The organism is Methylobacterium sp. C33D (assembly GCF_053345825.1).
The window spans coordinates 22,235-47,824 of sequence record NZ_JBKFAV010000046.1; the positions used below are offsets into that span (position 1 = coordinate 22,235).

Sequence of the window (25,590 nt, forward strand, 5' to 3'; positions counted from 1 at the left end):
GAGCGCGTCCGATTGCGGCTGTTCGTGGCCGGAACCGCGCCGCGCTCGCTGCGCGCGGTCGAAGCTCTGCGCCGCATCTGCGAGGCCCACATCCCGAACCGCTACGACTTGGAGATCGTCGACATCTATCAGCAGCCAGACCTTGCCGAGCGCGACGGTATCCTCGCCGCTCCCACTCTCCTGAGAGTGGCGCCGGGGCCGGAACGGCGCCTCTCGGGCGATCTCCTCGACGAGGGCCGCGTGCTGCGCGGTCTCGCGATCGCGTCCGCCGCGGAGCCGCTCTGATGGGTGTGGACGCCCTGCTGCCCGGCGACGAGCCCGGGCTCGACGCCTATCGCGCCCATATCCGCGAACTGGAGGCCCGGCTGGAGGAGAGCGAGGAGACCCTCGCGGCCATTCGCCGGGGCGATTTCGACGCCGTCGTCGTGGAGGGCCCCAACCACGAGCGCCTCGTCTACACGCTCGAGAACGCGGACCTGCCGTACCGGGCGCTGATCGAGCAGATGCAGGAGGGCGCGTTCACGTTGGCACTCGACGGAACGCTGCTCTACTGCAACCGGCGGCTGGCCGAGATGCTCGAAGAGCCCCAGGAGCGCCTGACCGGCCGCACCCTCCAGGCTTTCGTGCACCGGGATGTCGACCTCGGCCGTCTGATCCGCCGGGCGATGGACAGCCCGGTGCGCGAGGAGATCGAGCTGCACGCGACGGCGGGCTCCGAGAGCGCCACCTTCCTGTCGCTGAGCCGCTTCGCCTGCCAGGGCGATCAGCCGCTCCTCTGCGGGGTCTTGACGGACCTGACCGAGCAGAGACGCAACATGCTGGCCCTCGCGGAGGCGCATGCCCGTCTCCAGTCCGAGAGCGCCGAGCGCGAGCGCGTGGAGGAGGCGCTGCGTCAGTCGCAGAAGCTCGAGGCGGTGGGGCAGCTGACCGGCGGCGTCGCCCACGACTTCAACAACCTCCTGACGGTGATCAAATCCTCGACGGACCTGCTGAAGCGCCCGGCGCTCCCGGAGGAGCGGCGCCGCCGCTACGTCGAGGCTATCTCCGACACGGTCGATCGGGCCGCGAAGCTCACCGGCCAGCTCCTGGCCTTCGCGCGCCGCCAGGCCCTGAAGCCCGAGGTGTTCGAGGTCGGCGCGTCGCTGCGGGCCGTGGCCGAGATGCTCGATTCGGTGACCGGGGCGCGCATCAGTGTCGTGGCCGCGCTTCCCGAAACGCCCTGCTACATCCGCGCCGATCTCAGCCAGTTCGAGACCGCGCTGATCAACATGGCGGTCAACGCCCGCGACGCGATGGGCGGTGAGGGCATCCTGACTCTGACGCTCTCGGGCGACCGGCCCATGCCGGCGATCCGCGGGCACGCGGGGTCGCGCAGCACCTTCGCGGCGGTGTCGCTGTCCGACACCGGAATCGGCATACCGGCCGACGTGCTGCCGCGCATCTTCGAGCCGTTCTTCACCACCAAGGAGATCGGCAAGGGCACCGGACTCGGGCTGTCGCAGGTCTTCGGCTTCGCGAAGCAGTCGGGGGGCGACGTCGATGTCTCCAGCAGCCCGGGTCACGGCACGACCTTCACCCTCTACCTGCCGCAGGCAGAGGACGCGCCGGACGTGTCCGCCGCGCCGCCGAGCGAGGAGAACGGGCTCGACGGTACCAGCCTGTGCGTGCTCGTGGTCGAGGATAATATCGAGGTCGGCCGCTTCGCCACGCAGATCCTGGAGGATCTCGGCCACAAGACGGTCTGGGCGACCAACGCCGAGGAGGCGCTCGTCGAGATCGAGAAGATCCCGTTCCGCTTCGACGCCGTCTTCTCGGACGTGGTGATGCCCGGGATGGGCGGCATCGCCCTCGCCCGCGAGCTGCAGCGGCGCCTGCCCGATCTGCCGGTCGTCCTCACCTCCGGATACAGCCACGTGCTGGCCCAGGAGGGCATCCACGGCTTCGATCTGATCCAGAAACCCTACTCGGTGGACCAGCTCTCGCACACGCTCCGCAAGGTCGTCGGCAAGGGCCGTGCCGGTGCCCGACGCGGCCGGCGCTGAGCTCGACGCCTAGCGGGTGCCGTACATCCGGTCCCCGGCATCGCCGAGGCCCGGGACGATGTAGCCGTGGTCGTTCAGGTGGCTGTCGATCGCCGCTGTCCAGACGGGGACGTCGGGATGGGCCGCCTGGAACTTGGCGAGGCCCTCCGGCGCCGCCAGCAGGCAGACGAACCGCAGGTCCGACGCGCCGCGGGCCTTGAGGCGGTCGAGGGCCGCGATGGCCGAGTTGGCGGTCGCCAGCATCGGATCCAGCACCAGGACCGTCCGGTCGGCCAGATCGGAGGGCGCCTTGAAATAATATTCGACGGCTTCGAGCGTCTCGGGGTCCCGGTAGAGCCCGACATGCGCGACGCGGGCCGACGGGACCAGCGACAGCATGCCGTCGAGAAAGCCGACTCCGGCGCGGAGGATCGGCGCCAGGACGAGCTTCTTGCCCTGGATCTGCTGCCCCTGCATCGGCTGCAGCGGCGTCTCGATCGTCACCGGCTCCAGCGGCAGATCCCGGGTCACCTCGTAGGCGAGGAGCATCCCGATCTCGTTGAGGATCTGCCGGAATCCCTTGGTCGAGCGGTTCTTGTCCCGCAAATAGGTGAGCTTGTGCTGCACCAGCGGGTGATCGACCACGGTGACCCGGCCCGTCGACATGCCCAACCCCTCCCTCTCGGTTGAGGACCAATGCCGGAGGGGAGCCCGGGGCGCAACTCGTTCCGATCGTCCGTGCGGGAGGCCGGCCCGGCAGGACCGCGAGAAGCCCGGCGCGCGCGCCGGGGCCGCTCCCGCGACCCACTGGGTCGACGACGACGCGCGCGGTCCGAGCCGTTCATGCGGGCTCGTTGAAGGCATCAATTGTCCGGTTCTTGAGAACGGTTTGTTCGGGGAAGAAAAAATTTGATATGCAAAATATCTGACGCTGTAGGGATCCCATGCGCTTCGTCGAAAGGTCGATGACGGCTCCATCTGCGATCGGATCTATGTTCCGGAAAATATATCCGAGAGACAACGAAAATCGTGCTTCCGATCACTCGACTTGCGCGCCTGACGGAAGTCTCTAAATGCGGTCGCCGGCATCGACCCATGCGATGCGACAGTCCCATCTCCGGATCTGGCCGATCACATACATGCGCCTGTCCCTTCCACTGAAAGCGATCCTGGCAATCCTCTTCGCGGGACTTGCGCTGATCTCGGCCGCGCAAGGCGGCCTGTCGCTCCGTCAATTGGCCGCGATCGGCGAGGTGGCGACGGCGCTGGCCAAGGACTGGGTACCCTCCCTCGAGAAGGTCGGCGCGATCGAAGTGGCGGCCTCCGAAGTGCGCATCAAGCAGTATCGCCTCATCCTGCTGTCGGATACGCCGGAGCATCGGGCGACCAACGAGGCCGCCCTCGCGAGGACGCACGCGCAGCTGCGCGACGCGCGGCGTGCCTACGAGCCGCTGATCACCACCGTCGACGAGCGGACGCAGTACGACGCCTTCGACGCGGCCTGGACCCGGTTCGAGCAGGCGGATCGGGACGTACGGCGCCTGATGGAAGCGGGCCAGCAGACGCAGGCGACCATGCTGCTGATCAAACCGGACGTCGTCGCGCTCTACGACGCCGCGCGGGCGGCGCTCGCCCGCCTGGTGGCCCACGACGAGAAGGCGGCGGCGGAGGACGCCGACCGGGCGATGACCCGGATCGACACAGCGTCGGTCGCGGCCGTGACGGGGATCGGCCTCGCGCTGGTGTCGGCGCTGGCCGCGGCATTCTTCGGCCTGTTCTACGTTTCGCGGCCCATCTCCGCGATGACCGGCGCGATGACGCGCCTGGCGCGGGGTGAAGCGGGGACCGAGATCCCGTTCCGGCATCGTCGCGACGAGATCGGTGCCATGGCGGCGGCCGTGCAGGTGTTCAAGGACAACCTGATCCGCACCCGCCAGCTGGAGGGCGAGGCGGACGCGGCCCGGCAGGATGCGGAGCGGCAGCGCAGCCTCGGCATGCGCCAGATCGCCGACCGGTTCGCCGACGCCGTCGGCGGGATCGTCGCGCAGGTCTCGACCGCGGCCGCCGGCCTGCAGGCCACCGCTCGCGGCATGACCGAGACCGCCGCGCGGACCGCCGGCCAGTCGACCACCGTCGCGGCCGCGGCCGAGGAGGCGGCCAGCAACGTCGGCACCGTGGCGGCGGCGGCCGAGGAGCTCGGCACGTCCGTCCAGGAGATCGGCCGGCAGGTCGACGGCTCGGCCAGCCTCGCGCGGGCGGCCGTCGCCGAGGCCGACCAGACCGGCGCGCTGGTGCAGGACCTGAGCGAGGCCGTGGCGCGGATCGGCGACGTGGTCGGGCTGATCTCGACCATCGCGGGCCAGACCAACCTGCTGGCGCTCAACGCCACGATCGAGGCCGCGCGGGCGGGCGCGGCCGGCCGCGGCTTCGCGGTCGTGGCCACCGAGGTGAAGGCGCTGGCCGAGCAGACCGCCCGGGCCACGGAGGAGATCGCCGGCCAGATCGGGCGGGTGCAGGCCTCGACCGGGCAGGCCGTCGCGGCGATCGGGACGATCACGGCCCGGATCCGCGACATCGACGGCGTGGCGACGTCGATCGCGGCGGCGGTGGAGCAGCAGGGCGGGGCGACCCACGAGATCGTCCGCAACGTCGGGCAGGCGGCTGCCGGCACCGGCGAGGTCACCAGCAACATCGTCAGCGTCGCCAGCGCCGCCGAGCAGACCGGGGAGGCCGCCGCGCGCGTCCTGGCCGAAGCGTCGCGGCTCTCGGAGCAATCCGAGCACCTGAACGCGGAGGTGGCGCGATTCCTCGACCGGGTCCGCGCAGCCTGACGTCGAGCCGGGGCGCGTCCGGGCGCTGCGCCCGGACGCTGTCGTATCGCGGGCTCAGACCGCGCGACCGCCGCCCTCGGTCCGGCGCTTGGCCATGAAGGCGTCGAACTGCTCGCGATCGCGGGCGCGCTTCAGCTCCTCGACGAACTCCGAGAAGGCGCGGCTCTCTTCCTCCAGGGCGCGCCGCTGCGCCTCCAGACGGTCGAGCTCGGCCCGGCGGTACTCGTCGAACGCGGCGTTCCCGCTGCCGCCGCGGCGGTTCGCAGCCTCGAAGGCGCGGGCGAAGCGGGACGCCGGACGCCCGCCCTCGAACTCGGAGACCGTCCGGCGCGCGGCGTCGCGCATCTCGGCGAAGGCCGGGTAACCGGCGAGCTTCCAGGCGACGAGCGCGAGGCCGACCGGCCACCAGTAGATGAAGCCGACCACGATCGCGCCGATCTCCAGGGACCGACGCGGGAACGGGCCGGACCGGCAGAGCCTGCCGGTCGCCCAGGGAGAGGAGGATTGAGAGGTCACGGCTGTGCTCCGCTGTTCATGTGAACGCGGTTAACATGCGGGTCCGGCGGGTGCCTTTCAAGGCCGTTCGCGGCCGCCCTCGCGCGCGCCGGCGCGACCCGCCCCGTGCACCAGCGCGAGGACGCCGGCCCGCAGCAGCTCGTACTTGTCGGGAAAACCGGGGCCGCGCGGCAGGTGGCCGGCGGCCGAGAGGGTGGCGAGACCGTGGGCCAGCGCCCAGACTTCCAGGGCGATGAAGCGCGGCGCCACGCCCCCGAACCCGTCCGCGAAGGTCGCCTGCAGGGCCTCCACCAGGAGGTCGAAGGGGCTCGGCCGGGCCTCCGCGCCTGCGGCTGTGTCGGAATCGATTCCGGCGGCGGGTGCGCCGCGGGTCTCGAAGATGGCCGCGTAGTAGGCCGGCTCCTCCTCGGCGAAGGCGAGATAGGTCTCGCCCATCCGGGTGAACCGCTCCAGCGGCGTCCCGCGCGACGTCAGGGCCCGCGCCAGACGGGCGGCGAGTTCCGCGAAGCCCCGGCCGGCGAGTTCCTCGAGGAGCGCCTCGCGGCCCCGGAAATGGCGGTACAGTGCGGCCGGCGTCACGCCGACCAGGCGCGCGGCATCGACCAGGGTGAAGCCGCCGATCCCGCGCTCGGCGATGAAGCGGCGCGCGGCCTCCAAGAGGGCTTCCTTCAGATTGCCGTGATGGTAGCTGCGCCGGTCATCCGGCCCGTCCCGCCAGGGTCGCAAGATCTCACATCCTTCGCGCGCCGATGACACCACACCGGACCTCTGAGCCGCTGTCGAGTCCGAAGACCAACGACGTCGGGTTTCGGAGGTTGGCGTCTACAAGACCGGTGAACACGACGGTTGTTTCAGGCGCATGGGGCGACGCTTGACCGCTCCCAGCCCGCGCAACATTATTACATCATCGGTATCGGGGCTTCCATCGCAGGACGACGAGCATCGCGCATGGCCTTCGTGAGCCTCAAGGCGTGGCGAGCCCGCTCGGCGGAGCGCGCGGCGATCGCGGCGCGCCTGAAGCAGGAGTTGCGGACGGCCCTCGGCCTCGCGGATGCCGACGCGCTGGCGGTCAACGAGATCGCCTGCGCCGATCCGGGCTGCCCCGACATGGAGACGATCGTGCTGGTGATGCGGGCGGGCGCGCCCACGCGTGCCCTGCGGATCCGGCGCCCGATCGACGCGGTAAATTCCGACGACGTCGCCGCGCTCGTCGCGGAAGACCGGTCGTCCGAGCCGCCGACGGGCGACGTCTCGACAATGTGATCCGGCGCGCGGGCTTTCGGCCTTCGGGGCGCTCAGGTCACAGCGACGGGCCCCGCCGCGCCACGTAGCATCCCGCCAACAGCAGCGCCCTCCGCTCGGACGGGGTGGCGGGAGGATCGCACGCCATGAAGACTCGCCGTCACGTCCTCGCGCTGGTCGGTCTCACCCTCGCCGGCTCGGGCCTGCTCGGTAGGCCGCGCCCGGCTCGGGCGGGCGAGACCCGGCCGTTCTCGGACGCCGCCTTCGAGGCCGCCCAGAGGGACGGGAAGCCGGTGCTGATCGCGGTCAGCGCCCCCTGGTGCCCGATCTGCCGAACGCAGAAGCCGATCCTCGGGAAGCTCGCGGCCGAACCGCGTTTCAAGGATCTCCAGATCTTCGACATCGATTTCGACAGTCAGAAGGACCTGCTGCGCCGCCTGAACGTGCGGATGCAGAGCACGCTGATCGCCTACAAGGGCGCGACCGAGGTCGGCCGCTCGGTCGGCGAGACCCAGCCGGAATGGATCGAGGGGCTCGTCGAGAAGACCCTCTGACGCGGCGCGCGTCGCCCGGTCCACCTGTCCGGTCCCGTTCAGGGAAGCCCCGGCATAAGCCCGCACGAGGCCCGCGCGACGGGTCCGGCGGAGAATGTCACCGGTGCCGAGCCCCCCTTTGTCAGACGTCCCCGGTCCCGACGCGATCGTGGCCGTGCCCGTGCGCAACGAGGAGGAGCGTATCGCCGCCTGCCTGCGGGCGATCGACGCCCAGGAGGGGGCCGGATCGGGGCGCGTCGGGCTCGTGCTGTTCCTGAACAACTGCACGGACGACACGGAGACGCTCGTGTCCGCGCTGGTTCCGACGCTGTCGATCCCGGTCCGGGTGTTCGTCGAGAACTTCTCCGGCGCCCATGCCGGATGGGCCCGTCGCCGGGCCATGGACGCCGCCGCCGCGTGGCTGGGTGATGCGGGGAATGCGGGGATCATCCTGTCGACCGACGCCGACAGCCGGGTCCCGCCCGACTGGGTGGCGCGCAATCGCGCGGCGATCGCGGCCGGGGCCGACGCGGTCGCCGGCCGGGTCGAGCTCGACGCGGCCGAGGCGGCGCTGCTGCCGCCCTCGCTCCCCGCCCGCGGCCGGCTGGAGGACACGTACGACGCCCTGATCACCGAGGCCGAGGCGCGGATCGATCCCGATCCGAACGACCCCTGGCCCTGTCACCGGACCGCGATCGGCGCGACCCTCGCGGTGACACGCCGCGCCTATCTGGCGGTCGGCGGCATGCCCGAGATCCCGCTCGGGGAGGACGGCGCCTTCATCGCGCGGCTGCTGGAGCACGGGCTGCGGGTCCGGCACGCCACCGACGTGTGCGTGACCATCTCGGCGCGCCTCGCCGGGCGCGCTCCGGGCGGCGTCGCCGACACGATCCGCTCCCGCTGCGAGGAGCCCGACGCGCTCTGCGACGCCCGGATGGAGATTTTCTCGCGCGCGGTGTGGCGCTACCTCTGGCGCCGGCGCTTCCGACAGATGCACGGCCGCGGGGCGCTCGCGCGGAGCGACGGCTGGGCCCGGGCGATCGGCATCGCTCCCGACGAGGCACGGCGCATCGCGTCCCTGCCCCTCGGCCAGGCCATCGCGGAGGCGGAGCGCGCCAGCCCGCGCCTGGCCTATCGCCCGATCGGTCCGCGCCAGCTGCCCGCGCAGATCCGGATCGCGCGGGTCGGCGTAGCCGCGATCCGCCTCGGTCTCGGGCTCGCCGCCGGGGCGCGGCGGGTCGTGGGCGCGGCCGGACCCGCGCGGACGGCCGCCGACCCGCGCGGCAGCCGCGTCTGAGCGTCAGGATCGGCGTTCCAGCACGTCCCGCGGCGCCACGCCGAAGCGGCGGCGGAAGGCGCGGCTGAACGTCGCCGCGTCGGTGAAGCCGCAGCTCGTCATGACTGGCCCGATGCGGGTGCCACCGCGGAGCCGCCGGTAGGCCCGGTCGAGCCGGGCGTCGCGGATCTTCGCCGCCACGCCCTCGTCGCCCGTGAAGGACGCGTAGAGGCGGCTCCTGGAGATCCGCAGGGCGGCCGGCAGAGATTCCGGCCCGAAGGCGGGATCGTGGAGCCGGCGCTCGATGTGGGCCAGGGCCAGGGACCGCACGGCGTCGCCGGACAGGTCTTCGGCGGTCTTCTCAGCTTGCCCGTCCGCCAGGGCGCGGAGCAGGTGCAGCACGCCCTCCAGAGCGATGCCCGCCTCCGCCTCCGACAGGCTGCCGATCGTCTCGGAGAACGAGCGGAGATAGGTCGCGAACAGGCTGCTGAGCGGCGTCGCGCCGAGCCTGCGACCGGCGAAGGCGTTCACGGTGCCGACTTGGCGCAGGAACGCGGCGCGCGGCACCTGGAGGCGGATCTCCTCGTAGGGATCGCGGCTGCCGATCGCGAAGGGCTGATCCATCGCGTGGACGGTGATGTCCCCCGCATCCAGAACGGCACCCGCGTTGCCCTGCTCGACGTAGCCGCTGCCTCGGAGGAGGAGCACGATCGCGATGTCGTCGTGCCCGTCCCGGCGCACGTGCTGCGCCGTGCGCTCGACCGCGATCGGGTTGCTCAGCGTGTGCAGGACCGCGCCGTGGCCGGTGATCGCGAGGCGGCGGGCGGCCGCGAACGGGACGTCGGGCGCCAGCAACGTCGCGTCGACGCGCGCGAGAACCGTGCTGCGCCAATAGTCGAAGGCGCGCTTCTGCTCGACCGAGTCGGTCGTCTCGACGAGGATGGGGACGGTTTGGTGAACGCTCAAAGCACGACGGCCTCGGGCGCCCGCGACGGCCGACGCTCACGCCCGCAACGGGACCCCCTGCGAGAAGGTTGCAGATCCGATCGTCATGCACAACCTGAGCTCAGTGCCGACGCGGACCTGCCTCAACGGTCCGCCGCTGCCACCCGCGGGCCGGGGCCGGTCGCGGACGCGTCGGCGAAACGCAGCACGACCGCACGCCCGGCGGCCGGCGGCGACGGCAGGCTCGCGCGGAACCGCGCGGTCTCGGTCGCGGCAAGGACCGTCCGCGGCGGCGGGACCGAGAACGTCTTGATCGTCCGGCCGCCGGCATCGCGGATCTCGACGCTCAGCGGCGCCACGGGCGCGTCCGAGCGGGCGACGCCGACGAGGTCGGCCTCGATGACGAGCTCCGCAGGGCTGTCGTCCTCGGGCGGGTTGTTGAAGGCGACGACGTCGCGGATCTCGATGCCGCGCACGTTCACCGGCAGGCCGATGCGGGCGAACAGGGAGGCGGTCTGCGGGACGGCGCGGACCACGCTCGTGCGGGCGAGGCAGACCAGCGGGATCGCCGCCAGGAGCGTCAGGCCGAACGCCAGCGACGGTGTCAGGCCCGGGATGGCGCGGCGCGCCGCCCCGGCGGGTTTCCTGGCGGTTTTCCTGGCGGGCTTCCTGGGCTTGGCAGGCCGCCCGTCTCCGGGAGTCGGGACGTCGGTCGCGCTCCGCACCGAGGCGGTCGCCTCCTCCCAGGCCGCGTCCGCGACGGGATCGGTCTCGGTCTGCGCGGCCAGCTCCGCCTCGTGACCGGCGAGGACGTCGGCCGGCGAGATGAACCACGTCTCGCGGCAGGCGGCACAGCGGACCGAGCGGCCCTCCATGCCGACCTTGCTGGCGTCGATGCGATATTCGCTCGCGCAGCTCGGGCAGGCGATCAGCATCCGCGCCATACTCGCATCGATCGGCCGCGACCGGGCCGGACAGTGAATTGCTTGAAGAAGTGTCGCCGGACAGGGTTAAGGGGCCGTGAAACTCCCGAGGCCTTGAAAACGCCCGGCGCTCCGGCGATTCCCGAGGGAGGGACAGACGAGATACGGCACGGCTTTGAACCTACAGGCGAGCATGAAGAGCCTGCTGCCCGGCGCGGAGCGGCCGGTGGTGCAGTTCGAGAACGTCGGCATGCGCTACGGCCTCGGGCCGGAGGTGCTGTCCGACGTGAGCTTCCGCATCGCGCCGCGCTCGTTCCAGTTCCTGACCGGTCCGTCCGGCGCCGGGAAGACCACGCTGCTGCGCCTCATCCTGCTGTCGGTGCGCCCGACCCGCGGGCTCGTCTCGATCTTCGGCGAGGAGGTGAGCGACATCTCCGCGAAGGCGCTGACCGGGCTCCGGCGCCGGATGGGCGTGGTGTTCCAGGATTTCCGGCTCCTCGACCACCTGACCACCTACGAGAACGTCGCCCTGCCCCTGCGCGTCCAGGGCCGTGCCGAGGCGAGCTACCGGGCCGAGGTGGTCGAGCTGCTGCGCTGGGTCGGGCTGGGCGAGCGCATGCACGCCCTGCCGCCGCTGCTGTCGGGCGGTGAGAAGCAGCGCGCCGCCATCGCCCGGGCGCTGATCGCGCGGCCCGACCTGCTGCTCGCGGACGAGCCCACCGGCAACGTCGACCCGGGCCTCGGGCGGCGTCTGCTGCGCCTGTTCCTGGAACTGAACAAGCTCGGGACGTCGGTCATCATCGCGACCCACGATTTCGGCATCATGGACTCCGTCGATGCCCGCCGGATGGTCCTGGGCGAAGGCCGGCTGCGGATCGAGGAATGAGCACTCAGGCGATGCCGCGGACGAAGCCCGGTGGATCGGCCGTGCCGCCCGACCCGTCGATGCCGGCCAACCTGCGCCGCAACGCGCCGCTCGTGCCCACCGACACGGCGGCCGGCCGCTCCCTGGCGGCGGTCATCGCGATCCTGACCTTCCTCGCGGGCCTCTGCGCGGGCGCGGCCGAGATGGTCGCGACGAACGCTGCCCAGTGGCAGGGCGACGTGGCGCGCGAGGTCACGATCCAGGTCCGGCCCGGTCCCGGCCGCGACGTCGACGCCGACGTCGCCCGCGCCGACGCCATCGCCAAGGCCGAGCCGGGGATCGCCGAGACGCGCGCGTTCAGCAAGGCCGAGGCCGAGCGTCTGCTCGAGCCGTGGCTCGGGACCGGGCTCGACCTCTCCGACCTCCCGGTGCCGCGCCTCATCGCCCTCAAGCTCTCGAGCGGCCAGGCGGCCGACCTGAAGCGTCTGCGATCGCGTCTCGTCGAGGCGCTGCCGGGCGTGGCCAGCCTCGACGACCACGCCCTCTGGCTGCAGCGGCTCTCGACGGCCGCCAACGCCTTCGTGGGGATCGGGATCGGGCTCGTGCTGCTCGTGCTGATCGCCACCGGTCTCGCGGTGACCTTCGCGACCCGCGGTGCCATGGCGAGCAACCGCGAGGTCGTGGAGGTGCTGCATTTCGTCGGCGCCGACGACGACTACATCGCCCGGGCCTTCCAGCGGCGGTTCTTCGGCCTCGGCCTGCGCGGCGGCGCGATCGGGGCGGGTCTCGCCCTCGTCGCCTTCGTGATCGCCGGCCTGCTGGCCCGGGCCGCGCGCTCCGGGCCGGCCGGTCAGGAGGTCGAGGCGCTGTTCGGCGCGTTCCATATCGGCCCGCGCGGCTACGCCAGCGTCATCCTGATCGGCGTCATCGCGTCCCTCGTCACGGGCGTCGTCTCGCGCGTGACCGTGCGGCGCTTCCTGGCTTGACGCTCCGCTGCGTCACGGAGACGTGGAAATAGGGGGTCGTCCCGGCGCGTTTACCATCTGGAAACTTTATCGTTGCGGTGTGGAAACAGTCGATCGCGCCGGCCTCGGAGCCGCCGCAATCGGCGCCGATTCTCCAGAGGATGACCACGCGTATGCTGCGCGCATCGGATCCGCCCTCGACCGACGCTGTCGGCTGGGCCTGGCACGAGTGGGCTGTCCCGCGCCGCGCCGACGTGCGCCCGCGCGGCCGGCGGCGGATCGCCCTCTGGACCTGCAGCCTCGGTGCCGGCCTCGGGACGCTGGCCCTCTTCGCCGGATTCCTGATCTTCGTCAGCGCTGTCGCTCGCCACGAGCGGATGCCGACCGACCGGGCCGACGGGATCGTCGCGCTGACCGGCGGCGCCCAGCGGATCGGCGACGCGATCGACCTGCTCGCCGGCGGCTACGGCCGGCGCCTGCTCATCACCGGGGTCAACGAGCGGACCAGCCGCGACGAGATCGCCCGGTTGAACCCGACCCAGCGGAACCTGATCGCCTGCTGCGTGGATCTCGACTACCGGGCGCGCAACACGATCGGCAACGCCATCGAGACGCGCCGCTGGATGCGCGCGCACCGCTTCAGCACCGTCGCGGTGGTGACCTCGAACTACCACATGCCGCGGACGCTTGTCGAACTCGACCACGCCCTGCAGGACAGCGACCGCGTTCTGCCGCATCCGGTCGTGACCGAGGCCTTCGATGCTGACCGCTGGTGGCAGAACCCGCCGGCCGCGCGCCTCCTGGCGTCCGAGTACGTGAAGTTCCTGGTGAGCTGGGTCCGCACGCGCTTCGAGGCCGATCCCGAGCGCTCCCGCGCCGCGATCCTGATCGGGCGCGGCAAGCCGGTGAAGATGGTGGCCGAGCCTCTCATGCTGCGCGGCGTCGATTGAGGGCGCGGCGCGCCGCCCACCCCCCGATCGACGGCCCGACCTACTGGCCCTTGCAGCGCGCCTTGATCGCCGCCGAGAACTCGCGGTCCGACCCCTGGACCTGGGCGAGGCGCTCGCTGCGTTCCGAGCCCGACAGGCAGCGGCCGTAGACGCTCGCCACGCGCCGCATCGTCTCCACGTGACGCCGCCAGACGCGGCAGTTCTTGGCATCGTCGCCGTCGGCCTGCTCCAGCTGGTCGAGGGCCTGGCGCTGCATCGACTGCGCCACCAGAACGTCGCGGGCGCAGGTGGTCTCGCCCTGGGCGACGGCGGCGCCGGAGATCCCGGCCGCGAGGGTCAGGGCGGCGGCGATACGGAAGGTCGGGATCATCAGGCGGCCTGCGGCGCCGTCGAGCGCGTCAGGAGGGCGTAGAGCGCGCCGGCGTCGCGGGCGGCGCGGATATGCGCGAGCATGCCCGGCTCGCGCAGGATGCGGGCGACCTGCGCCAGGGCCTTCAGGTGATCGGCGCCGGCGCCCTCGGGGGCGAGCAGCAGGAAGGCGATGTCCACCGGCTGGCCGTCCAGGGCCTCGAAATCCACCGGCCGGTCGAACCGCGCGAACAGCCCGAACAGGCGGTCCAGGCCGGGCAGCTTGCCGTGCGGGATCGCCACGCCGTCGCCGATGCCGGTCGATCCGAGCCGCTCGCGCTGGAGGAGCGTGTCGAAGACGGCGCGCTCGCCGAGGGCGGGCAGGCGCCGCGCCGCCTGCGCGGCGAGGTCCTGCAGCACCTGCTTCTTGGCGCGGGCGCGCAGGCCCGGCACGACCGACTCGGGGTCGAGGAATTCCAGAACTGGCATCGAACGACCGTTGCCCCGTCGCCCGTTCGCGAGGAAGCGGGCCTCGTCGCAGGGGCGTCGACGACCTTTCCGGCCGCGCCCCCGCTAGGTTCAATCAGCGGGAAAACCGGCCGGTTCCGGCTCCGTTACTCCCGACCCGCAGCGTCACTCGGTGGCGCTCGGCGGGTCCACCCAGCCGATCGCTCCGTCGCTCCGCCGGTATACGACGTTGACGCGACCGGTGCCAGCGTGGACGAACACAACCACTGGGGATCCGGTCATGTCGAGAGCCGTCACCGCCTCGCCGATGGTGCGGCGCTGGAGGGTCTTGGTGCTCTCGGCGACGATCGGCGGGTGGGCGTCGCCCTCGGCGGCGACGTCCTCCTCCTCTTCCTCCGGGGCGGCGAACACCGCGTAGGCGGCCTCGACCGCCGCGGCGTCGCCCGGGCCTGTCGCGTGCTGCTTGAGCTTGTGCTTGTAGCGGCGCAGCCGGGTCTCCAGGCGTTCGGCGGTCTGCTCGAAGCTCGACCGCGCGTCGTGGGCGAAACCGTTCGCCTCGATCGTCAGGCCGGAGACAAGGTGCAGCACGCAATCCGTCCGGAAGGCGGTGCCGTCGCGCCGGAGCGTGACGTGGCCGTTGCAGGAATCGTGCATGTGCGAGTCGAGATACTTGGCCTGGATCGCCGACATCCGTTCCTCGACGCGGCCGCGCAGACTCTCGCCGAGATCCACGCCGTGGCCAGTCACTCGCAACGATCCCATGCTGCCTCCCCCGTTCCGATGCAGTCGGCCGAATTAGAGAGCCGGCTCGGGTTAAGTCAACGGAGCCCCTTGCGGTTCAAGCGGTTGCTTAACCCTGGGTTCAGCCGGCCTGTCCGTATACAGGGGGCATCCCGCCCCGTGCCCCGCGACGCGAGACGACCGCCCGAATGACGATCGCACCCGGATTCCCCGCCACCGCGACACGACGCGCCGTCCTGGGCGGCGCGCTCGGTGTGGCCGCCGGACTGGTCCCGGCGGCCGCGCGGGCGGCCGACCCGGAGAAGGCCCCGGCCCTGCCGGGCAGCGGGGAGGCGTTCGAGGCGAACACGCTGACCGACCTCGCCCGCGCCCGGGCCGCCGCCCCCTACACCGCGCCGAAGACCGGTGACGTGCCGGCCGTTCTCAAGAACCTCTCCCGCGAGGCCTACGAGGCCATCCGCTCCGCCGACGGCCGCGCGACCTGGGCCGACAGGAACGTCGGCTACGTCCTGGAGCCGCTCCTGCGCGGCTCGATCTTCGAGACGCCGGTGTCGCTGTACGTCGTGCAGAACGGCCTCGTGCAACCGGTCGGCTACGAGAGGGCCGCCTTCGCGGCCCCGGGCCTGGAGCTGCCCGACCTGACCGCCGATACGGCGTTCTCGGGCTTCCGCCTCCGCGCCCGGTTCGACGGCGCCGACGGGCTGTCGGACTTCGCCCTGTTCCAGGGCGCCTCGTTCTTCCGCCTCGTCGCCGAGGGCCAGGATTTCGGCATCAACGCCCGGGCGCTCGCCCTGCGGCCGGCCGATTCCCGCGGCGAGGAGTTCCCGCTGTTCCGGGCGCTGTTCGTCGAGACGCCGCAGGCGGGGCAGCCGGTGATCGTCCACGCCCTGGCGGAGTCGGAATCGGCGACCGCGGCGTTCAAGATCACCTTGACGCCGGGACGCGACGTCTCCACGGCGCAGATCGACGGAACGGTCTTCGCCCGGGCCGAGCTCGACCATATCGGCCTCGGCGGCATGCAGGGCAGCTTCCTGTTCGGCGCCCTCGACCGGAAACGGGTCGACGACCTGCGCGCCGCGGCCTTCTCGGTCGAGGGCCTGGCGATCCACAACGGCTACGGCGAGCCGATCTGGCGCCCCGTGCACAACCCGGAGGCGCTGCAGGTCTCGGCCTTCGTGGATCGCGGGCCCAAGGGCTTCGGCCTCATGCAGCGCGCGCGCGCCTACGACGACTTCCAGGACGACCACCGGCACTGGGAACAGCGCCCGTCCCTGTGGCTGGAACCCCTCGACGACTGGAACGAGGGCGCGGTGACGCTGCTGGAGATCCCGAGCGATTCCGAGCTGAACGAGAACGTCTTCGCCTACTGGCGTCCCAAGGCGAAGCTGGCGAAGGGCGCCGAGATGCGCTTCCAGTGCCGGCAGCACTGGTCGAAGGGCTGGCCGGACCCGCTGCCGCCCGAGATCGCCCGCGTGCGCGACAGCCGCTGCGGCCACGGCAGCGCGGGCAATCGCCGGCTCTTCGCGGTCGATTTCGAGGGCGACGCGCTGTTCCAGCCCGGCGACCTCGACGTCGACCTCGGCGCCTCGGCCGGGACGATCACGCGCCAGGAACGGTTTCGGTACCCCGATCGTAGGACCCTGCGGATCCTGTTCGAGCTCGATCCGGGGAGCGAGCGCGCGAGCGAGCTGCGCCTCGCGCTCCGGCGCGGCCAGGCCCGGGCCAGCGAGACTTGGCTGTTCCGCTGGACGCCCTGACTTCCAACCCGACAGCCGAGGACCGGCCAACCCCGTGCGACTGGACGAGACCATGACCTTGCCGCCAGCGACGGACTCCGTGTCCGGCCGCGACACCGCGACCGACGGCGGCCGCTACCTCCCGCCCGAAGCGCCCCTGTCCATGCCCGTCCAGGATCTGGCCCGATGGGATCCGGGCCTCGGGCATCGGCCGGAGCGCCGGGTCCGGACGCCCTGGCCCGAGCGGGTCCTGGTGTTCGGCGGCGCCCTGGCCCTGACGGCCTTCGGCGGCTGGCAGATGGTCGAGACCGTGTCGGTCTCCGGCAGCCCGACCGCGCTCCAGCTCGTGCTCGTCGTGCTGTTCTGCCTGACCTTCTCGTGGATCGCCCTGGCCTTCACCAGCGCGGTGCTCGGCTTCGGGACGCTGCTGCGCCGGCCCCGGCCGAGGCCGGTCCCGACGGCGCTGCGCACGCGGACCGCGATCCTGATGCCGGTCTACAACGAGGCAACGGCCCGCACCTTCGCGGGCGTCGAGGCGATGCGCGAGGCGGTCGAGGCGACCGGCCTCGGCGCTCATTTCGACTGGTTCGTCCTCTCGGATTCGACCCAGCCCGACGCCTGGATCGCCGAGGAGCGGGCATATCTCGACCTGCGCGGCCGGCTCGGCCCCGAGGCCCGGCTCTACTACCGGCACCGCCCGAAGAATCATCACCGCAAGGCCGGCAACATCGGCGACTTCGTCACCCGGTGGGGCGGCCGCTACGACCACATGCTCGTGCTGGACGCCGACAGCCTGATGAGCGGATCCGCGGTCGTGGCGCTCGCGGCCGCCATGGAGGCGGATCCGGACGCCGGCATCATCCAGACGCTCCCGCTCATCATCAACCGCAACACCCTGTTCGCCCGGCTCCAGCAATTCGCCGCCCGGATCTACGGCCCGGTCATCGCCGCGGGCCTCGCCGCGTGGTCCGGGCGGGACGGCAATTACTGGGGCCACAACGCGATCATCCGGACTCGCGCCTTCGCGGATTCCTGCGGCCTCCCGGACCTGCGAGGGAAGCCGCCCTTCGGCGGGCACATCCTGTCCCACGACTTCGTCGAGGCGGCCCTGATCCGCCGCGCGGGCTGGGCGGTGTACATGCTCCACCGCCTGCCGGGTTCCTACGAGGAGAGCCCGCCCTCGCTGATCGACGTGGCCGTGCGCGACCGGCGCTGGGCGCAGGGCAATCTCCAGCACGCGCGGGTGATCGGCGCAGCCGGGCTGCATCCCGCCACCCGGCAGCACTTCGCCACCGGGATCGCCGGCTATCTCGCGTCGCCGCTGTGGCTGCTGCAGCTAGTGGTCGGTATCCTGCTGGTGCTCCAGACGGCCACGGAGCGGCCGGACTATTTCGGCGGCGCCGGCTTCTCGCCAGTCTTCCCGCGCTTCGACCCGGTCCGCGCGCTCCAGCTGTTCGGCCTCACCATGGCGGTCCTGCTGGCGCCGAAGTTTCTCGGCCTGATCCTGGCGCTGCTGGACGGCCCGGTGCGGCGCGCCTGCGGGGGGGCCGGGCGGCTCGTCCTGTCGAGCCTCGTCGAGATCCTGCTGTCCGCCCTCGTGGCGCCGGTGGCGATGGTGATCCAGTCGGGCTCCGTGATGGGAATCCTGCTCGGACGGGACACGGGCTGGAACCCGCAGCGGCGCGACGACGGCTCGATCCCGCTGCGCGACATCGTCGCCCGCCATCGCTGGCACACGCTGCTGGGCCTGGTGGCGGGTGTCGCCGCTTTCGCGATCGCGACCTCGCTGTTCCTCTGGATGAGCCCGACGATCCTCGGCCTGGTGCTGGCGATCCCGATCTCCTGGGCCAGCGGCCAGCTCGGGCTCGGCCTAGCGCTGAAGCGCCGCCTGCTCCTCGCCACGCCGGAAGAGGCCGCGCCGCCGGAGATCGCGGTCCGGGCCGCCTCCCTCGCGGTCCGCAACGCGCAGCTCGGGTTCGACGACGCCGATTCCCTCGCGGCCCTTCACGGCGATCCCGAACTCGCGCGCGCCCACACCCGCATGCTTCCCGTGGGACAGCGGCGGCCCCGGGGCGCGATCGATCCCGCTCAGACGCTCGCCACCGCCAAGATCTGCGAGGCCGAGACGGTCGCGGAGGCCCAGGCTTGGCTCTCGCCGAAGGAGCGGATGGCGCTCCTGCACGATCGGGCCCTGGTGGACAGGCTCGTCCGCCTCGACGAGAGCGGACGCTGATCCCGGTACGGCAGCCCGCGGCGCGTCCGCAGCCGGCGCGAGCGCCTGGAACGCTCGGTGCCGCTCGCAGAGAAGTGTCGGTCCGCGACGATCGTAAGGGCCATCGTGTCGGCCGACAGGACCGAACCGTGAGAAGTGATTAACCATTCGGATCCTAGACTCGAACATCGTCACTCGGATCCGGTCATGACCCTGCTGTTCGTGTTCCTGCTCCTGCCGCTCGCGGTGGCCATCGTCCTGGCCCGCGGCGAACCGATACGCACCATCAGCTGCCTCGGCGCGATGGGGGTGGGCTGCGTCATCGCCGCGACGAGCGTCGTCAGCCTCGTGCGCCACCGGATCCGGACGACCTGACTTCCGCGCGTCCGGCGGCGGCGTCAGAGAAAGCCGACCTGGCGCGGGCCACCGCCCAAGCTCCGCCCGGCGCGGGCGACGAGCTGCGAGAAGGCCAGGGCCGCAGCCGTGGCCTGGGCTCGGGACGGGAAGCAGCGTCGCGATTCGATGACGGGCTCGTCTGTCTCGTTGACGAGAACCCAGGACCAGAGCGACCGGCTGCGCTCTCGGATCTCGAACTGCACAGGCGCCTCCCTTTCCGGGACATGCGAGAGGAAGAATTCCACGAGCGGGTGACATCCCGATGACGTCGCGTTTCGGTCGTCGAGGCGTGCTGTTCGCTCGCCGCGCCGCGCGAAGACTTTCGTCCTCGCGGACGGATCGCCGGAAGGTCGGTTGTTCAGTATCGTGCCAGCTATCCTTCGCGATCTGATCCACAGACGGTTGTGCGAGATCCGTGCCAGGCGAAGCCGGCGGCCAGCCCGCGATCCCCGGTGACTGCGACCTCCGCGCGAGACTGGCACGCGAGACTGGGATGCGCACTCGGTTGCCTGACGCCCCATCGCCACGGCGACGCCCGGACTTGACTGGATTGTCTGGATCTCGATGCTCTAGGCCGTTGCGGGCGGGAGCGAGGGCATTCTTGCGGCAGCACCTGTAGGCGCTGCGAGGCGGATCGACGCGATGGTGAACGAGAACAGGGTTCCGAACGAGCGGTCGCGCCGCATCCTCGGCGATCTGGCCGAGACTCTCGGTTGTTCGGTCGACGTTTTTTTCGAGTCCGGCCAGCACGATGACCTCTCGATGACCGAGGAATTGCTGAACCTGTGGTTCGCGATCGAGGATCCGGTCGCCCGGCACCGCATCCTGGACTGCGCCCGGGCCGCGAAGGCGGAGGCGGAGGCGCGACCGGGCGCCTGACCATCGCCTTGTTTCCGACGGCTTGGCGCTCCACGTCGGCGACCTGTCCGTCGCCGCGACCCCAGTCGGAGAAGCCATGAAAGCCGTGAACGCTCTGATCGCCGAGGAACTTGGTGTCGGGGAGGCGCAGGTTGCCGCCGCGGTCGCGCTCCTCGACGGCGGCGCGACCGTGCCGTTCATCGCGCGCTATCGGAAGGAGACTACGGGCGGCCTCGACGACACGCAGCTGCGCAGGCTGGAGGAGCGACTGTCCTACCTGCGCGACCTCAGCGAGCGGCGCGCCGCGATCGTCGCGAGCGTCACGGCGCAGGGAAAGATGTCCCCGTCCCTGGCGGCGGCCCTCGACGCCGCCGACACGAAGGCGCGGCTGGAAGACCTGTACCTGCCCTTCCGGCCCAAGCGGCGCTCGAAGGCGCAAACCGCCCGCGAAGCCGGCCTCGAACCGCTGGCTCAGGCCCTGCTGACCCGACCCGACCGCGCGCCCGAGTCGGTCGCAGCCGCTCACGTGTCGGGCGCGCGCGGCGTGCCGGACGTCGAGGCGGCGCTGGAGGGTGCCCGGGCCATCCTGATCGAGCGCTTCGCCGAGGACGCCGACCTCGTCGGGCGCCTGAGGGCGGATTACTGGCGGACCGGCCAGCTCGTCGCGCAGGTTCGCAAGGGCAAGGCGAACGAGGGGGCAAAGTTCGCGGACTACTTCGACTGGACCGAGCGGCTGGAGCGCATGCCCTCGCACCGGATCCTGGCGATCTTCCGTGGCGAGCGGGAAGAGGTGCTCGACGTCGCCTTCGCCGCGGAAGGCGAGGAGTCGGCGCCCGGCCTCCCCGGGCCCTTCGAGACGGCGATCTGCCGCCGCTTCGAGATCGCCGCGCGCGGGCGGGCCGGCGATGCGTGGCTCCTCGACACGGTCCGCGCGGCCTGGCGGACGAAGATCCGGACCGAGATCAAGCAGGATCTGCGCGGCCGACTCTTCGAGCGCGCCGAGGACGAGGCCGTGACGGTCTTCGCCGGCAACCTCAAGGATCTGCTGCTCGCCGCCCCGGCGGGCGGGCGGGCGACGATGGGCCTGGACCCGGGCTATCGGAACGGCGTGAAGGTCGCGGTGGTGGATCGAACCGGGCGGGTCGTCGCGGTGGAGACGACCTACCCGCACGAGCCGCAGCGGCGCTGGCGCGAGGCCGTCGCGACGCTCGGCCGGCTGTGCCGCCTGCACGGCGTCGAGCTTCTCGCCATCGGCAACGGCACCGCGTCCCGCGAGACCGAGCGTCTCGCCGCGGAGATCATCGCGGCCAACCCGGACCTGCCTCTCGCGAAGGTCATGGTCTCCGAGGCCGGCGCCTCGGTCTACTCGGCCTCCGAGATCGCCGCCAAGGAATTGCCCGACCTCGACGTGTCCCATCGCGGCGCCGCGTCGATCGCGCGCCGCCTCCAGGATCCCCTGGCGGAATTGGTCAAGATCGATCCCAAGTCGATCGGCGTCGGTCAGTACCAGCATGACGTGAGCGAGGCGAAGCTGTCGCGGTCGCTCTCGGCGGTGGTGGAGGACGCGGTCAACGCCGTCGGAGTGGACGTCAACACGGCCTCCCCGGCCCTGCTGGCGCAGGTCTCCGGCCTCGGCGGCGCGATGGCGGCGCGGATCGTGGCCCATCGCGACGCACAGGGTCCGTTCCGGACGCGCGCGGCGCTCAAGAAGGTTCCGGGTCTGGGCCCGAAGACCTTCGAGCTGGCCGCCGGCTTCCTCCGTATCCAGGGCGGCGACGACCCGCTCGACGGGTCGGGCGTCCACCCGGAAGCCTACCCGGTGGTCCGCCGCATCCTCCAGGCGACGAAGAGCGACATCCACGTCCTTCTCGGCAACGGCGCGCTCCTCGGCCGCCTCGCGCCGGAGCCGTTCGTCGACGCGCGCTTCGGCCTGCCGACCGTGCGCGACATCATCGCGGAGCTCGAGAAGCCGGGGCGCGACCCGCGGCCGGGATTCAAGACCGCGCACTTCAAGGAGGGCGTCGAGACGATCGGGGACCTCAAGCCCGGCATGCAGCTGGAGGGCGTGGTCACCAACGTCGCCGCCTTCGGGGCCTTCGTGGACATCGGCGTCCATCAGGACGGACTCGTCCACATCTCGGCGATGGCCCGGCGGCGGATCGCGTCGCCCACCGAGGTGGTGCGGCTCGGTGAGGTCGTCCGGGTGCTGGTCCTCAACGTCGACGTCCCGCGCAAGCGCATCGCCCTGTCGATGCGCCTCGACGATCCCGTCGAGCCCGCGCAGCCGGTCCGTCGGACGAACGAGCCGCGGCAGGATGCGCCGCGGAGCCGTCCGACTCCGAGCCCGGAACCCGCGGCGGGCGGGGCCCTGGCCGAGGCGCTCCGGCGTGCGGGCGCCGCGCCCCGGCGCGGTTGAGCATCGCGTCGCCGCGCCCGCCAACATGGTTAGCGCTTCGTAAACCTCCGTGGGGTTTGAATGCGGGTGTCGTGCCGCGGAGCGCGATTCCAAACACCTGATCGCGCTGCCGGGATCGCCGGGGCGGTCCCACGGCTCGGAGGCTCTGATGCAAGCGCACGTTGCGGGGATCGACAACCCGAACCCGATGATCGGCCCGGCACGCCTCATCCGGGCGGCCTTCGAGGGCGCCGACATGGCCGCCCTGGCCGCCGAGATCCTCGCGGAGGGCGGCGACAGCGCTCTCGACGCGGGGACGGCGCTCGATATGGCGACGATCCTGCTGCTGAAGCACCGCTTCACGGAAGGCCTCGCACTCCAGAACGAGGTCCTGGACGGGCAGCGCCTCTTCTCGCTGCGCTCGAACCCGGATCCGGCGCGAATCCGCGTCCTCGTCCTGGTCACGGCCGGCGATCTGATGGCCAACACGCCGATCGACTTCCTGCTGAACGACGGCGATTTCGGCCTCACCTACCTCTACCTCCGGCCCGGAGAGCCGCTGCCGCGCGATCTGCCGGCGCACGACGTGATCGTCACGGGCATCGCCTATTCGCGGACCGCCGAGCCGCTCCTGGAAGCCCTCGCGGCGGCGGCGGACCACTGGACGCGGCCGATCGTCAATCACCCGCGCCACGTCCTCAAGACCTCCCGCCACGGGATCGCGGACGCGCTCCGCGGCGCGGGGGGGATCCTGGCGCCCGACGTGGTCCGCGTGAGCCGGTCCGTCCTGATCGCGGCGGTGTCCCGCCAGACGGAGGGCCCGACCTACCCGCTCCTCGTCCGGCCCCTGGACACGCATGCCGGCAACGATCTGCAGAAGATCGATCGGGCGGAAGATCTGCAGCTCTACCTCGCGCACACGGCCGCCGAGGCGTTCTACGTCACGCAGTACTGTGACTACCGCGGTCCCGACGGCCTGTTCCGGAAGCTCCGCGTCGTCCTGATCGACGGCGTGCCGTTCCTGTGCCACATGGCCATCCGCGACCACTGGATGATCCACTACCTCAATGCCGGCATGCTGGAGGATCCGGTGAAGCGGCAGGTGGAGGCCACCGCGATGGCCACGTTCGACACCGACTTCGCCGAGCGCCACCGCGCCGCCTTCGCCGAGATCCACCGCAGGATCGGCCTCGATTACCTGATCATCGACTGCGCCGAGAGCGCGGACGGCCGGCTGCTGATCTTCGAGGCCGATACCGGGATGGTCGTCCACGACATGGATCCGGTGGACCTGTTTCCCTACAAGGCGCCGCAGATGCGCCGGGTCTTCGCGGCGTTCCAGGAGGCCCTGCGCGGGCGGGCTCAGGGGCCTTCCGCCTGAGGCGCCCGCCCCCACACCATCCGCCTGCGGGCGCCGGGTGCTGCACCCGGCCCCTCACCAGGGAATGCGGCCGAAGCGGTCGACCAGCCGCTGGTACTCGGCGTTGCTCTCGGCCTTGGAGGTGCCGCCCTGGCCGACATCCGAGGTCCCGGAGCCCGGATGCACGAGGCGGCACACCAGCGGCAGGACGTAGCCGTGCCGAACGAGCTGCACGTTGGGGCCGCCGTTGCGCAGGACGTTGGCGAGCCACGGGCGGACCTGGACCGCGTCCTGCAGCGTGACGGGCGCGGTTGCCTCGACGAGGTGGGCGCGGCGCAGGCCGGTCTCGGCGAGGCGGCCGAGCCACTCGTTGTCGTAGTGCCACTTCGAGGCCGGGCTGATCGCGCCGACCTGCGCGAAGGTTGTACGCCGCATGAGCCAGCCCGACGGCGTCGCGAAGTCGTTGATCCGCACAACCTCGCCGGCCTCGTCGGTCTCGAGCTGGGTCGAGGAGACGAAATCGTAGCTCTCGAGCGCCCGGAGCGCGAAGCCCAGATAGGGCGGCAGCCAGTGATCGTCGTCCTCGAGGAAGCCGACGAGGTCCCAGCTGTCGTCGACGGCGCGGATCGCCGCATTCAGTGCGGGGATCTGGCCGCGGTGCTCGCCGCGCGCGAAGGTGACCTGCGGGTGCGCGAGGAGCCGCGCCGGGACCTCGATCCCGGGATCGATCCCGACGAAGAAGTGGATCGTCGCCGGCCGGTCCAGTTCCTGAGCGTTTGCGCTCTCGATCGCGTGTTCCAGGAAGTACTGGCCGTCCTTGCCGGCCAGGGTCGAGGGCTTGAGCCTCGATGGCGTGATGATCGCGATCCTCATTCCCACGCCTCACCGTGTCGGGCGTCGCGCGCCGGGGCGCGGGACGCAGTCAGAGCTTGAAGGACTGCTCGCCGATATGGCCGAGCTCCTTGCTGAGATACGGGTCGCACCAGATGCGGAAGCCGGCGGCGCGGACGCGGTCGCTGAAGTCGAAGTCCTCACCGATGTTCACGCCGGCCTCCTCGTCGACGCGGAAGCGGAAATAGGGCTTCTTCAGCTTGTCGAAGACCGTCGACTTGATCAGCAGGAAGCCGGTCGGGATCCGCGCCATCTCCAGCAGGCCCTTCGGCGCGTCGGCCGGCTGCTCCGGCAGGATGTCGCCGAGGAAGTGGAACGGGGCAGTCCGCCGAGAATAGGTCGCGCCGATGATGTCGACCTGCCGCACGAGGAGCTTGAGGAGGGCCTCCTTCGGGAAGGTCATGTCGCTGTCGATGAACAGGACGTACTCCGCCCCGTACTTCTGGGCGAATTCGAGGCCCAGGTTGCGGGCATCGGCGACGATCGACGATTTCCCGACGACGATCGACATCGGCATCTCGCCGAGCGAGTGCATCATCGATCCGAGGCTGACGGCGAAGTCCGCGTGGACCATGGTCCCGCAGGGGATCGCGATGGCCACGTGGGGAAATTTCGTCGCCGCGGAAGGCGCGGCGTCGCCGACATCACCAGACGCTTGAGCGATCACAGCTGAGCTCCCTGCAAGGTGCGCCCCGTCCTCTCCGTGCCGGCCGCATCGGCTCCCCGCGGACAGGCGTGACAGAATTGGCCTGCGCCGCAAGGTATGGCCGCGGATGGTTAATGGACCTTGAACGCCCCCGTCGATCTATAAATACTTATCGCATTTGGCAGACGGTTCATTAATGCTCTTTGCGAGCGCGGGCGGAGTCCGCGATCGATTTAACCTCTACGAAAGACCTGGGGGACGATTACTGGCGCACCCGAGAAACGGGTGCATCAAATCAGAAAGATCTGACCCATGTCCTCCATCACCCTGTCGGCCGCCACGCGTCAGAACCTGCTCTCGCTGCAGGATACCGCCCAGCTGATGGCGACCACCCAGAACCGGCTCGCGACCGGCAAGACGGTCAATTCCGCCCTCGACAACCCGACCAACTTCTTCACCTCCCAGGCCCTCG

26 protein-coding genes and 1 pseudogene are annotated in these 25,590 nt (G+C 71.3%); 16 read left to right on the forward strand and 11 right to left on the reverse strand.

The window, feature by feature from the left end; all coding sequences use genetic code 11:
• Positions 1-12 precede the first annotated feature (12 nt).
• On the forward strand, positions 13-285 hold the full coding sequence (locus ACLBXO_RS27115) for a circadian clock KaiB family protein (protein WP_447687347.1): 273 nt from the start codon (positions 13-15) through the stop codon (positions 283-285).
• Complete coding sequence (locus ACLBXO_RS27120) at positions 285-2,042, forward strand: ATP-binding protein (protein ID WP_447687348.1); 1,758 nt, start codon at positions 285-287, stop codon at positions 2,040-2,042. Before ACLBXO_RS27115 ends, ACLBXO_RS27120 begins: the two co-directional genes overlap by 1 nt.
• A 9-nt stretch (positions 2,043-2,051) precedes the next feature.
• On the opposite strand, the gene upp is transcribed toward ACLBXO_RS27120, so the two are convergent.
• Positions 2,052-2,687: a uracil phosphoribosyltransferase gene (upp, locus tag ACLBXO_RS27125; protein ID WP_331317761.1), complete on the reverse strand. Its 636-nt coding sequence runs from the start codon at positions 2,685-2,687 to the stop codon at positions 2,052-2,054.
• Positions 2,688-3,160: 473 nt separating this feature from the next.
• On the opposite strand from upp, the gene ACLBXO_RS27130 reads away from it, so the two are divergent.
• The gene (locus tag ACLBXO_RS27130) at positions 3,161-4,852 is read left to right on the forward strand and encodes a methyl-accepting chemotaxis protein (RefSeq protein ID WP_447687349.1); all 1,692 of its coding nucleotides are present in this window, start codon (positions 3,161-3,163) and stop codon (positions 4,850-4,852) included.
• A 54-nt stretch (positions 4,853-4,906) separates the two neighbouring features.
• Here the strand turns inward: ACLBXO_RS27130 and ACLBXO_RS27135 are convergent, their stop codons facing one another.
• Positions 4,907-5,368: a DUF2852 domain-containing protein gene (locus ACLBXO_RS27135; RefSeq protein WP_331317759.1), complete on the reverse strand. Its 462-nt coding sequence runs from the start codon at positions 5,366-5,368 to the stop codon at positions 4,907-4,909.
• A 57-nt stretch (positions 5,369-5,425) separates the two neighbouring features.
• A complete protein-coding gene (locus ACLBXO_RS27140) occupies positions 5,426-6,094 on the reverse strand; it encodes a TetR/AcrR family transcriptional regulator (protein ID WP_447687350.1) in 669 nt (222 codons plus the stop codon).
• Between the two features lie 222 nt (positions 6,095-6,316).
• On the opposite strand from ACLBXO_RS27140, the gene ACLBXO_RS27145 reads away from it, so the two are divergent.
• From ACLBXO_RS27145 to ACLBXO_RS27155, 3 genes are all read left to right on the forward strand, one after another.
• Positions 6,317-6,631, forward strand: a complete 315-nt coding sequence (locus ACLBXO_RS27145) for a hypothetical protein (RefSeq protein ID WP_447687351.1) — start codon at positions 6,317-6,319, stop codon at positions 6,629-6,631.
• A gap of 125 nt (positions 6,632-6,756) precedes the next feature.
• Entirely contained in the window at positions 6,757-7,164 is a 408-nt protein-coding gene (locus ACLBXO_RS27150) for a thioredoxin family protein (RefSeq protein WP_331317755.1), read from the forward strand.
• 94 nt (positions 7,165-7,258) lie between these two features.
• Positions 7,259-8,440: a glycosyltransferase gene (locus ACLBXO_RS27155; protein WP_447687352.1), complete on the forward strand. Its 1,182-nt coding sequence runs from the start codon at positions 7,259-7,261 to the stop codon at positions 8,438-8,440.
• 3 nt (positions 8,441-8,443) lie between these two features.
• Here the strand turns inward: ACLBXO_RS27155 and ACLBXO_RS27160 are convergent, their stop codons facing one another.
• A complete protein-coding gene (locus ACLBXO_RS27160) occupies positions 8,444-9,385 on the reverse strand; it encodes a helix-turn-helix domain-containing protein (protein ID WP_447687353.1) in 942 nt (313 codons plus the stop codon).
• A 122-nt stretch (positions 9,386-9,507) separates the two neighbouring features.
• Positions 9,508-10,299, reverse strand: a complete 792-nt coding sequence (locus ACLBXO_RS27165) for a zinc-ribbon domain-containing protein (RefSeq protein WP_447687359.1) — start codon at positions 10,297-10,299, stop codon at positions 9,508-9,510.
• Between the two features lie 181 nt (positions 10,300-10,480).
• Here ACLBXO_RS27165 and ftsE point away from each other — a divergent pair, with 181 nt between their 5' ends.
• The 3 genes from ftsE to ACLBXO_RS27180 all read left to right on the forward strand — a co-directional run bounded on the left by ftsE (position 10,481) and on the right by ACLBXO_RS27180 (position 13,067).
• Entirely contained in the window at positions 10,481-11,173 is a 693-nt protein-coding gene (gene ftsE / locus ACLBXO_RS27170) for a cell division ATP-binding protein FtsE (RefSeq protein WP_331317752.1), read from the forward strand.
• The gene (locus ACLBXO_RS27175; protein ID WP_331317750.1) at positions 11,170-12,138 is read left to right on the forward strand and encodes a cell division protein FtsX; all 969 of its coding nucleotides are present in this window, start codon (positions 11,170-11,172) and stop codon (positions 12,136-12,138) included. The genes ftsE and ACLBXO_RS27175 overlap by 4 nt, the downstream gene beginning before the upstream one ends.
• A gap of 152 nt (positions 12,139-12,290) precedes the next feature.
• A complete protein-coding gene (locus tag ACLBXO_RS27180; protein WP_447687354.1) occupies positions 12,291-13,067 on the forward strand; it encodes a YdcF family protein in 777 nt (258 codons plus the stop codon).
• A 40-nt stretch (positions 13,068-13,107) separates the two neighbouring features.
• On the opposite strand, the gene ACLBXO_RS27185 is transcribed toward ACLBXO_RS27180, so the two are convergent.
• From ACLBXO_RS27185 to ACLBXO_RS27195, 3 genes are all read right to left on the reverse strand, one after another.
• The gene (locus ACLBXO_RS27185) at positions 13,108-13,437 is read right to left on the reverse strand and encodes a hypothetical protein (protein ID WP_331317747.1); all 330 of its coding nucleotides are present in this window, start codon (positions 13,435-13,437) and stop codon (positions 13,108-13,110) included.
• Complete coding sequence (ptsN, locus tag ACLBXO_RS27190; protein WP_331317744.1) at positions 13,437-13,904, reverse strand: PTS IIA-like nitrogen regulatory protein PtsN; 468 nt, start codon at positions 13,902-13,904, stop codon at positions 13,437-13,439. Before ptsN ends, ACLBXO_RS27185 begins: the two co-directional genes overlap by 1 nt.
• Before the next feature lie 144 nt (positions 13,905-14,048).
• Entirely contained in the window at positions 14,049-14,645 is a 597-nt protein-coding gene (locus tag ACLBXO_RS27195) for a ribosome hibernation promotion factor (protein ID WP_331317743.1), read from the reverse strand.
• Positions 14,646-14,812: 167 nt separating this feature from the next.
• Here ACLBXO_RS27195 and ACLBXO_RS27200 point away from each other — a divergent pair, with 167 nt between their 5' ends.
• The 3 genes from ACLBXO_RS27200 to ACLBXO_RS27210 all read left to right on the forward strand — a co-directional run bounded on the left by ACLBXO_RS27200 (position 14,813) and on the right by ACLBXO_RS27210 (position 18,947).
• Positions 14,813-16,381, forward strand: coding sequence for a glucan biosynthesis protein D (locus ACLBXO_RS27200; RefSeq protein WP_447687355.1), 1,569 nt, complete (start codon positions 14,813-14,815; stop codon positions 16,379-16,381).
• A 52-nt stretch (positions 16,382-16,433) separates the two neighbouring features.
• Positions 16,434-18,593 (forward strand): glucans biosynthesis glucosyltransferase MdoH, encoded by a 2,160-nt coding sequence (gene mdoH, locus ACLBXO_RS27205; protein ID WP_447687356.1) that lies wholly within the window; start codon positions 16,434-16,436, stop codon positions 18,591-18,593.
• Positions 18,594-18,779: 186 nt separating this feature from the next.
• Positions 18,780-18,947: a hypothetical protein gene (locus tag ACLBXO_RS27210; RefSeq protein ID WP_012319939.1), complete on the forward strand. Its 168-nt coding sequence runs from the start codon at positions 18,780-18,782 to the stop codon at positions 18,945-18,947.
• A gap of 23 nt (positions 18,948-18,970) precedes the next feature.
• Here ACLBXO_RS27210 and ACLBXO_RS27215 read toward each other — a convergent pair whose 3' ends face one another.
• A complete protein-coding gene (locus ACLBXO_RS27215; RefSeq protein ID WP_331317740.1) occupies positions 18,971-19,171 on the reverse strand; it encodes a hypothetical protein in 201 nt (66 codons plus the stop codon).
• 439 nt (positions 19,172-19,610) lie between these two features.
• On the opposite strand from ACLBXO_RS27215, the gene ACLBXO_RS27220 reads away from it, so the two are divergent.
• The 3 genes from ACLBXO_RS27220 to ACLBXO_RS27230 all read left to right on the forward strand — a co-directional run bounded on the left by ACLBXO_RS27220 (position 19,611) and on the right by ACLBXO_RS27230 (position 23,602).
• Positions 19,611-19,847, forward strand: coding sequence for a hypothetical protein (locus ACLBXO_RS27220; protein WP_331317739.1), 237 nt, complete (start codon positions 19,611-19,613; stop codon positions 19,845-19,847).
• A 76-nt stretch (positions 19,848-19,923) separates the two neighbouring features.
• Complete coding sequence (locus tag ACLBXO_RS27225; protein ID WP_447687357.1) at positions 19,924-22,242, forward strand: Tex family protein; 2,319 nt, start codon at positions 19,924-19,926, stop codon at positions 22,240-22,242.
• Positions 22,243-22,390: 148 nt separating this feature from the next.
• Entirely contained in the window at positions 22,391-23,602 is a 1,212-nt protein-coding gene (locus ACLBXO_RS27230) for a hypothetical protein (protein ID WP_331317735.1), read from the forward strand.
• Between the two features lie 54 nt (positions 23,603-23,656).
• On the opposite strand, the gene ACLBXO_RS27235 is transcribed toward ACLBXO_RS27230, so the two are convergent.
• Positions 23,657-24,454 carry a glycosyltransferase family 2 protein gene (locus ACLBXO_RS27235; protein WP_447687358.1) on the reverse strand — a complete coding sequence of 266 codons (798 nt, stop codon included), beginning with the start codon at positions 24,452-24,454 and terminating at the stop codon, positions 23,657-23,659.
• 49 nt (positions 24,455-24,503) lie between these two features.
• Entirely contained in the window at positions 24,504-25,073 is a 570-nt protein-coding gene (locus ACLBXO_RS27240; protein ID WP_331317733.1) for a glycosyltransferase family 2 protein, read from the reverse strand.
• A gap of 357 nt (positions 25,074-25,430) precedes the next feature.
• Here ACLBXO_RS27240 and ACLBXO_RS27245 point away from each other — a divergent pair.
• Positions 25,431-25,590, forward strand: a pseudogene (locus tag ACLBXO_RS27245) (flagellin); the annotation flags it as partial.

Excerpts from the sequence above, each read along its gene's own strand:
- ACLBXO_RS27235 (WP_447687358.1), bottom strand. The coding sequence starts at position 24,454 with ATGAGGATCGCGATCATCACGCCATCGAGGCTCAAGCCCTCGACCCTG.
- ACLBXO_RS27225 (WP_447687357.1), top strand. The coding sequence starts at position 19,924 with ATGAAAGCCGTGAACGCTCTGATCGCCGAGGAACTTGGTGTCGGGGAG.
- ACLBXO_RS27230 (WP_331317735.1), top strand. The coding sequence starts at position 22,391 with ATGCAAGCGCACGTTGCGGGGATCGACAACCCGAACCCGATGATCGGC.
- ptsN (WP_331317744.1), bottom strand. The coding sequence starts at position 13,904 with ATGCCAGTTCTGGAATTCCTCGACCCCGAGTCGGTCGTGCCGGGCCTG.
- mdoH (WP_447687356.1), top strand. The coding sequence starts at position 16,434 with ATGACCTTGCCGCCAGCGACGGACTCCGTGTCCGGCCGCGACACCGCG.
- ACLBXO_RS27210 (WP_012319939.1), top strand. The coding sequence starts at position 18,780 with ATGACCCTGCTGTTCGTGTTCCTGCTCCTGCCGCTCGCGGTGGCCATC.
- ftsE (WP_331317752.1), top strand. The coding sequence starts at position 10,481 with ATGAAGAGCCTGCTGCCCGGCGCGGAGCGGCCGGTGGTGCAGTTCGAG.
- ACLBXO_RS27175 (WP_331317750.1), top strand. The coding sequence starts at position 11,170 with ATGAGCACTCAGGCGATGCCGCGGACGAAGCCCGGTGGATCGGCCGTG.
- ACLBXO_RS27145 (WP_447687351.1), top strand. The coding sequence starts at position 6,317 with ATGGCCTTCGTGAGCCTCAAGGCGTGGCGAGCCCGCTCGGCGGAGCGC.
- ACLBXO_RS27200 (WP_447687355.1), top strand. The coding sequence starts at position 14,813 with ATGACGATCGCACCCGGATTCCCCGCCACCGCGACACGACGCGCCGTC.
- ACLBXO_RS27180 (WP_447687354.1), top strand. The coding sequence starts at position 12,291 with ATGCTGCGCGCATCGGATCCGCCCTCGACCGACGCTGTCGGCTGGGCC.
- ACLBXO_RS27185 (WP_331317747.1), bottom strand. The coding sequence starts at position 13,437 with ATGATCCCGACCTTCCGTATCGCCGCCGCCCTGACCCTCGCGGCCGGG.
- ACLBXO_RS27120 (WP_447687348.1), top strand. The coding sequence starts at position 285 with ATGGGTGTGGACGCCCTGCTGCCCGGCGACGAGCCCGGGCTCGACGCC.
- ACLBXO_RS27150 (WP_331317755.1), top strand. The coding sequence starts at position 6,757 with ATGAAGACTCGCCGTCACGTCCTCGCGCTGGTCGGTCTCACCCTCGCC.
- ACLBXO_RS27220 (WP_331317739.1), top strand. The coding sequence starts at position 19,611 with ATGGTGAACGAGAACAGGGTTCCGAACGAGCGGTCGCGCCGCATCCTC.
- ACLBXO_RS27130 (WP_447687349.1), top strand. The coding sequence starts at position 3,161 with ATGCGCCTGTCCCTTCCACTGAAAGCGATCCTGGCAATCCTCTTCGCG.
- ACLBXO_RS27195 (WP_331317743.1), bottom strand. The coding sequence starts at position 14,645 with ATGGGATCGTTGCGAGTGACTGGCCACGGCGTGGATCTCGGCGAGAGT.
- ACLBXO_RS27155 (WP_447687352.1), top strand. The coding sequence starts at position 7,259 with ATGTCACCGGTGCCGAGCCCCCCTTTGTCAGACGTCCCCGGTCCCGAC.
- ACLBXO_RS27165 (WP_447687359.1), bottom strand. The coding sequence starts at position 10,299 with ATGCTGATCGCCTGCCCGAGCTGCGCGAGCGAATATCGCATCGACGCC.
- upp (WP_331317761.1), bottom strand. The coding sequence starts at position 2,687 with ATGTCGACGGGCCGGGTCACCGTGGTCGATCACCCGCTGGTGCAGCAC.